We start from the raw sequence: 6,530 nt of genomic DNA, 5'->3' as shown, positions 1-6,530 counted from the left end.
CGCCGACCCCGACTCCGCGGAGGCGGAGTCCGCTCCCGCCGTCCCCGAGGCCGCCCGCGACGGCGCGCCCCGGTCCGGTGCCGGGGCCGCTCCGGCGGACTCCGACGCCCCTCCGCTCGACGAGGAGCCCCCGGAGGAGGACATGCCCCCGGTCGAGCCGCCGATCCCCGACTCGTGGGCGACGGTCGCTCCTCCCGGCGAGCCCGCGGCGGCCCCCGAGCCCGTCCGTGCGCCCGCTCCGGCCCCCGAGCGCCGCGCTCCGGCCGAGCGTCCCGTGACCCGCACGACGCGTGCCGCCACGGCCGACGGGCGGCAGCGCTACGGCGAGGCCGTGGTCCGCGAGATCCTCGGCGCCCAGTTCATCGAGGAGCAGCCGCACGTCCCGCGCGGCCCGCGCGTGACCGGCGCATGACCCGCACCACCGACCCCTCCCGAGAGGAGGCGACCGCATGTACGAAGGCATCGTCCAGGAGCTGATCGACGAGCTCGGCCGGCTCCCCGGCATCGGCCCGAAGTCGGCCCAGCGCATCGCGTTCCACATCCTGCAGACCGAGACGTTCGACGTCACGCGGCTGGCCGAGATCCTCCTCGAGCTGCGCAACCGCGTGCACTTCTGCGACATCTGCGGCAACGTCGCCGAGGAGGCGACCTGCGGCATCTGCCGCGACCCGCGCCGCAGCCGCGCGGTCATCTGCGTGGTCGAGGAGGCGAAGGACGTCCCCGCGATCGAGCGCACCCGCGAGTTCCGCGGCCTCTACCACGTGCTCGGCGGCGCGATCAGCCCGATCGACGGCATCGGCCCCGACCAGCTCCGCATCCGCCAGCTCCTGCAGCGGCTCGCCGACGGCGAGGTCCAGGAGGTCATCATCGCGACCGACCCCAACCTCGAGGGCGAGGCGACCGCCACCTACCTCTCCCGGATGCTCAGCACCCTCGGCATCCGCATCACGCGCCTGGCCTCGGGTCTGCCGGTCGGCGGCGACCTCGAGTACGCCGACGAGATCACCCTCGGCCGTGCCTTCGAGGGCCGCCGCCTCGTCGAGAACTGACCCCCTCCGCCCCGACGACGCTGCATCCTCCGCGCCGCACCTCCGGCTCGTCGAACCACGTCCGGCTCCTCGGAATCGCCGATCCTCGCGAGCCGAACTCGATCCGACGAGCCGAAGGTGATCGCCCGCGACACATTGCCGCTCCCGCATGCGCCCGCCGGTAGACTCGTCCGTCGGGTCGCGACGGCCCCTCAGCCACTGACCCGGGAGTTGCGCGTGAGCCTGATCGTCCAGAAGTTCGGCGGATCCTCCGTCGCCGACGCGGAGAGCATCAAGCGGGTCGCGAAGCGCATCGTCGCCACGAAGCAGGCCGGAAACGACGTCGTGGTCGCCGTCTCGGCGATGGGCGACACGACCGACGACCTCCTTGAGCTGGCCCACCAGGTCACCCCGATGCCCGCGCCGCGCGAGCTCGACATGCTGCTCTCCTCCGGCGAGCGCATCTCGATGGCACTGCTGGCCATGGCGATCAAGAGCATGGGCTTCGAGGCCCGCTCCTTCACCGGCAGCCAGGCCGGCATGATCACCGACGCGCAGCACGGCGCCGCCCGCATCGTCGACATCACGCCGGTCCGCCTCCGCGAGGCGCTCGACGAGAACGCCGTCGTCATCGTCGCCGGGTTCCAGGGCTTCAACCGCGACACGAAGGACATCACCACCCTCGGTCGCGGCGGCTCCGACACCACGGCCGTCGCGCTGGCCGCGGGCCTCGGCGCCGACACCTGCGAGATCTACACCGACGTCGACGGCGTCTTCACCGCCGACCCCCGCGTCGTGAAGCGGGCGCGCAAGCTCGACCGCATCTCGAGCGAGGAGATGCTCGAGCTCGCGGCGGCCGGGGCGAAGGTCCTGCACATCCGCGCCGTCGAGTTCGCGCGCCGCCACGGAGTCACGCTGCACGTGCGCTCCTCGTTCAGCCCCAACGAGGGCACCATCGTCTACAACGCCGCACCCGACGACGCCGCCGCCGGCACCGCCCTGTCGGGCACCGAGAAGAATGGACAGACCGTGGAAGAGCCGATCATCGCCGGAGTCGCGGCCGACCTCAACGAGGCCAAGATCACCGTGGTCGGCGTGCCCGACATCCCGGGGAAGGCCGCGCAGATCTTCACGATCGTCGCCAAGACCGGCTCCAACATCGACATGATCGTGCAGAACGTCTCGGCCGCGGCCACGGGCCGCACCGACATCTCCTTCACCCTGCCCAAGGCCGACGGCCAGACCGTCCTCATGGCGCTCAACGCCGAGAAGGAGGAGGTGGGCTTCGAGTCGCTGCAGTACGACGACCAGATCGCCAAGCTCGCCCTCGTCGGCGCCGGCATGCGCACCAACGCCGGCGTCTCGGCCAAGCTCTTCCGCTCCCTCTTCGAGGCGGGCATCAACATCGAGATGATCTCCACCAGCGAGATCCGGATCTCGGTCGTCACCCGCGCCGACACGGTCGACGAGGCGCTCCGCGTCGTCCACACGGCCTTCGGGCTCGACGGCGAGGACGACGCCGTCGTCTACGCCGGCACCGGTCGCTGAGAGACAGCGTCCCCCGCTTTTCCGCCGGGCATCCCTCCTCTGAAGGGCTGCCAGGTACCTTCTCTGTGAGAGCGGCCGCCGCGCCGCACGGACGAAAGAGCACAGCATGAGCAGCACCCCCCTCCACGTCGGCGTCGTCGGTGCCACCGGTCAGGTCGGCAAGGTGATGCGCCGCCTCCTCGAGGAGCGCGACTTCCCCCTCGCGTCGATCCGCTTCTTCGCCACCTCCCGCTCCGCCGGGACGACCCTGCCGTTCCGCGGCGAGGACGTCGTCGTCGAGGACGTCGAGACCGCCGACCCGACCGGGCTCGACATCGCCCTGTTCTCGGCCGGAGCGACGGGGTCGCGCGCGCAGGCCCCCCGCTTCGCCGCGGCGGGCGTCACCGTCATCGACAACTCGAGCGCGTGGCGGATGGACCCCGAGGTCCCGCTGGTCGTCAGCGAGGTCAACCCGCACGCGATCGACCAGGCCGTGAAGGGGATCATCGCGAACCCCAACTGCACCACGATGGCCGCGATGCCGATCCTCAAGGTCCTCGACCGCGAGGCCGGCCTGACCCGCCTCATCGTCAGCACCTACCAGGCCGTCTCGGGCAGCGGACTCGCCGGCGCGAACGAGCTCGCGCAGCAGGTCGTCGCCGCCGTCGCCGACGAGCACCTGCTCGACCTGGTGCACGACGGCTCGGCCGTGACCTTCCCGGCGCCCGAGAAGTACGTCGCTCCGATCGCCTTCGACGTGATCCCCTTCGCCGGCAGCCTCGTCGAGGACGGCTCGAACGAGACCGACGAGGAGAAGAAGCTCCGCAACGAGAGCCGCAAGATCCTCGAGCTCCCGGGTCTCCTGGTCTCGGGCACCTGCGTGCGCGTTCCCGTCTTCACCGGGCACTCGCTGTCGATCAACGCCGAGTTCTCCTCCGCCCTCAGCCCCGAGCGAGCTCGCGAGCTGCTCGCGGACGCCCCGGGGGTCGTGCTGCGCGAGGTCCCGACCCCGCTCGAGGCCGCCGGCTCCGACCCGAGCTACGTCGGCCGCATCCGCGCCGACGAGGGCGCTCCGGAGGGCCGGGGCCTGGCCCTCTTCGTCAGCAACGACAACCTGCGCAAGGGCGCGGCCCTGAACGCCGTGCAGATCGCGGAGCTCATCGCGGCGCGGCAGCCCGTCTCCTGAGGCGGGGCGGGTCCGGAGGGGCGGACCGGCGACGCGGGAAAAGCCGCGAATTTGATGGGCAGGTCGGTCCCCGACCCGCCTTCGCGGGGCGAGGCGACGGTAAACTCGACTCTCGTGAACTCCTCGGAACCGGTCGACGTCGCCCTCATCGGAGGCGGCATCATGAGCGCCACCCTCGGTGCCCTCCTCACCAAGCTGCAGCCCGACTGGACGATCGCCGCGTACGAGCGCCTCGGTGACGTCGCGCAGGAGTCGTCCAACCCGTGGAACAACGCGGGCACGGGCCACGCCGCCCTCTGCGAGCTGAACTACATGCCCGAGGCGGCCGACGGCTCCGTCGATCCCGCCAAGGCGATCCAGATCAACGAGCAATTCCAGATCTCGCGCCAGTTCTGGTCGAGCCTGGTCGAGGCGGGTGACATCCGCGAGCCCTCGAGCTTCATCAACCCCGCCCCGCACATGACCTTCGTGCACGGCGAGGCCAACGTCGAGTACCTCCGCAAGCGCTACGAGGCGCTGAAGGACCAGCCGCTCTTCGCCGGCATGGAGTTCACCGAGAGCATCAAGACGATCCACGAGTGGGCCCCGCTGCTGATGGAGCAGCGCCCCGCCGGCGGCGGTCCCTACGCCGCCACCCGGATCCCGGCCGGCACCGATGTCGACTTCGGCGCGCTCACCCACCAGCTCTTCGACCACGTCGTCGCTCACGGGGGCACGCTCGACACCGGCCACGAGGTCACGAACATCACCCGCCAGAAGGACGGCACGTGGCGTCTCGACCTCAAGCAGGTCGTCGGCGGCACCCCCAAGCGCGTCACCGCGCGCTTCGTCTTCGTCGGCGCCGGCGGTGGCGCTCTGCACCTGCTGCAGAAGTCGGGCATCCCCGAGATCAAGGGCTTCGGAGGCTTCCCCATCTCGGGGCAGTTCCTCCGCACCGACAATCCCGAGCTCGTGGCGAAGCACCAGGCGAAGGTCTACGGCAAGGCCGCGGTCGGTGCGCCGCCGATGTCGGTGCCGCACCTCGACACGCGCGTGGTCGACGGTCAGGCCTCCCTCCTCTTCGGTCCGTACGCCGGATTCACCCCCAAGTTCCTCAAGCGCGGTTCATGGCTCGACCTGCCGCTCTCGATCCGCCCGCACAACATCGGCCCGATGCTCGCGGTCGCCCGCGACAACCTCGACCTCATGAAGTACCTCCTCGGCGAGGTCCTCGCCGGGCGCTCCAAGAAGCTGAAGGCGCTGCGCGAGTTCCTGCCGACCGCCCGCTCGGAGGACTGGTACCTGATCACCGCCGGCCAGCGCGTCCAGGTGATGAAGAAGGACGAGAAGAAGGGCGGGGTGCTGCAGTTCGGCACCGAGGTCATCACCGGGGGAGACGGCACCATCGCCGGGCTGCTCGGGGCCTCGCCCGGCGCCTCGACGGCCGTGCCGATCATGCTCGACATCGTCAAGCGCTGCTTCCCCGACCGGATGAAGGCCTGGGAGCCGCGCATCCGCTCGCTCGTGCCGAGCTACGGCTCGACACTGAACGACGCTCCCGAGACGGCGGAGCGCACCGTCGCCGCCACGTCGGAGGTGCTCGCGCTCAGCGCCTCCGTCTGAGCGTTCCGCGTCGGGCGTCCCGCGGTGTTCGAACATATGTTCTAATTGCTCCATGAGGTGGAGCGGGCAGTCAGTGGGAGCGCAAGACGACAGCGCGCTCCCCGGGCTCGTCCGGGTGTCCGATCTGGTGCGGACGGTCCGGACGCCCGAGTTCGACGGCATCACCTTCTACGAGATCCTCGCGAAGTCGGCGCTCAACCGGGTGCACACGTCGTCGAAGATGCCGTTCGGCTGGACCATCAATCCGATGCGGGGCTGCACGCACGCCTGCACCTACTGCTTCGCGCGCCCGACCCACGAGTACCTCGAGTTCGACGGCGGCCGCGACTTCGACTCGCAGATCGTCGTCAAGGTCAACGTCGCCGAGGTCCTCACCCGCGAGCTGGCGCGGCCGAGCTGGGAGCGGCATCCGGTCGCCCTCGGCACCAACACCGACCCCTATCAGCGGGCTGAGGGGCGCTACCGGCTCATGCCCGGCATCATCGCCGCTCTCGCCGCCTCGGGGACGCCGCTCTCGATCCTGACCAAGGGCTCGCTCCTCCGGCGCGACCTCCCGCTGCTGCGCGAGGCGGCCGAGCACGTCCCGGTCGACCTCGGGGTCTCGATCGCCGTCTGGGACGAGGATCTGCAGCGCTCCGTCGAGCCCGGTGCTCCGTCGGCCGCCGCGCGGCTGGCGACGGTCACGGCCGCCCGCGAGGCGGGGTTCGAGTGCTCGGTCTTCCTGATGCCGATCCTGCCCTTCCTCACCGACACGAAGGCGCACCTCGACGCGTCGCTGCGGGCCTGCCGAGCGGCGGGGGCGAGCTCGATCATGTACTCGACGCTCTACCTCAAGCCCGGGGTGAAGGAGTGGTTCCTGCAGTGGCTCGCGCACGAGCACCCCGAGCTCCTCGACCGCTACCGCTCCCTCTATCCGGGGCGCGCCGCGTACGCACCGGTCGAGTACCGCCGGTGGCTGTCCGAGCGGATGCGCCCGCTGATGCGAGCCCATCGATTGGAGCGGGGCGAGGAGGATCCGGCGACCGGCTCGATGCGCTCCTCGGCGCTGGGGTCGCTCGGGACGCTGCGGACCCTCGGGGGCGAGCGCCGCTCGCTCCAGCACGACGGGCTCCTCGCCGAGGAGCTCGGGCCGGCGGGTGCCGCGATGCTGCCGGGGGTGGGCCAGCCGACGCTCTTCTGACCCGTGT

5 protein-coding genes and 1 pseudogene are annotated in these 6,530 nt (G+C 71.1%); all 6 read left to right on the top strand.

All coding sequences use genetic code 11. The features are described from left to right. Positions 1–412, top strand: a pseudogene (locus tag GRS92_RS14490) (hypothetical protein); the annotation flags it as partial. A gap of 37 nt (positions 413–449) precedes the next feature. Then, on the top strand, positions 450–1,049 hold the full coding sequence (gene recR / locus GRS92_RS14485; RefSeq protein ID WP_123447702.1) for a recombination mediator RecR: 600 nt from the start codon (positions 450–452) through the stop codon (positions 1,047–1,049). 216 nt (positions 1,050–1,265) lie between these two features. Further along, on the top strand, positions 1,266–2,576 hold the full coding sequence (locus GRS92_RS14480) for an aspartate kinase (RefSeq protein ID WP_159857595.1): 1,311 nt from the start codon (positions 1,266–1,268) through the stop codon (positions 2,574–2,576). Positions 2,577–2,682: 106 nt separating this feature from the next. Next, positions 2,683–3,741, top strand: a complete 1,059-nt coding sequence (locus tag GRS92_RS14475) for an aspartate-semialdehyde dehydrogenase (RefSeq protein WP_159857594.1) — start codon at positions 2,683–2,685, stop codon at positions 3,739–3,741. A gap of 54 nt (positions 3,742–3,795) precedes the next feature. Then, the gene (locus GRS92_RS14470; protein ID WP_159857593.1) at positions 3,796–5,343 is read left to right on the top strand and encodes a malate:quinone oxidoreductase; all 1,548 of its coding nucleotides are present in this window, start codon (positions 3,796–3,798) and stop codon (positions 5,341–5,343) included. A 52-nt stretch (positions 5,344–5,395) separates the two neighbouring features. Then, complete coding sequence (locus tag GRS92_RS14465; RefSeq protein ID WP_159857592.1) at positions 5,396–6,523, top strand: Rv2578c family radical SAM protein; 1,128 nt, start codon at positions 5,396–5,398, stop codon at positions 6,521–6,523. Positions 6,524–6,530: the final 7 nt, after the last annotated feature.

This window comes from Rathayibacter sp. VKM Ac-2754, assembly GCF_009807095.1.
Lineage (GTDB): Bacteria > Actinomycetota > Actinomycetes > Actinomycetales > Microbacteriaceae > Rathayibacter.
Note: the sequence above shows the minus strand (reverse complement) of the source record. Positions and strands in the feature narration are given on the sequence as shown.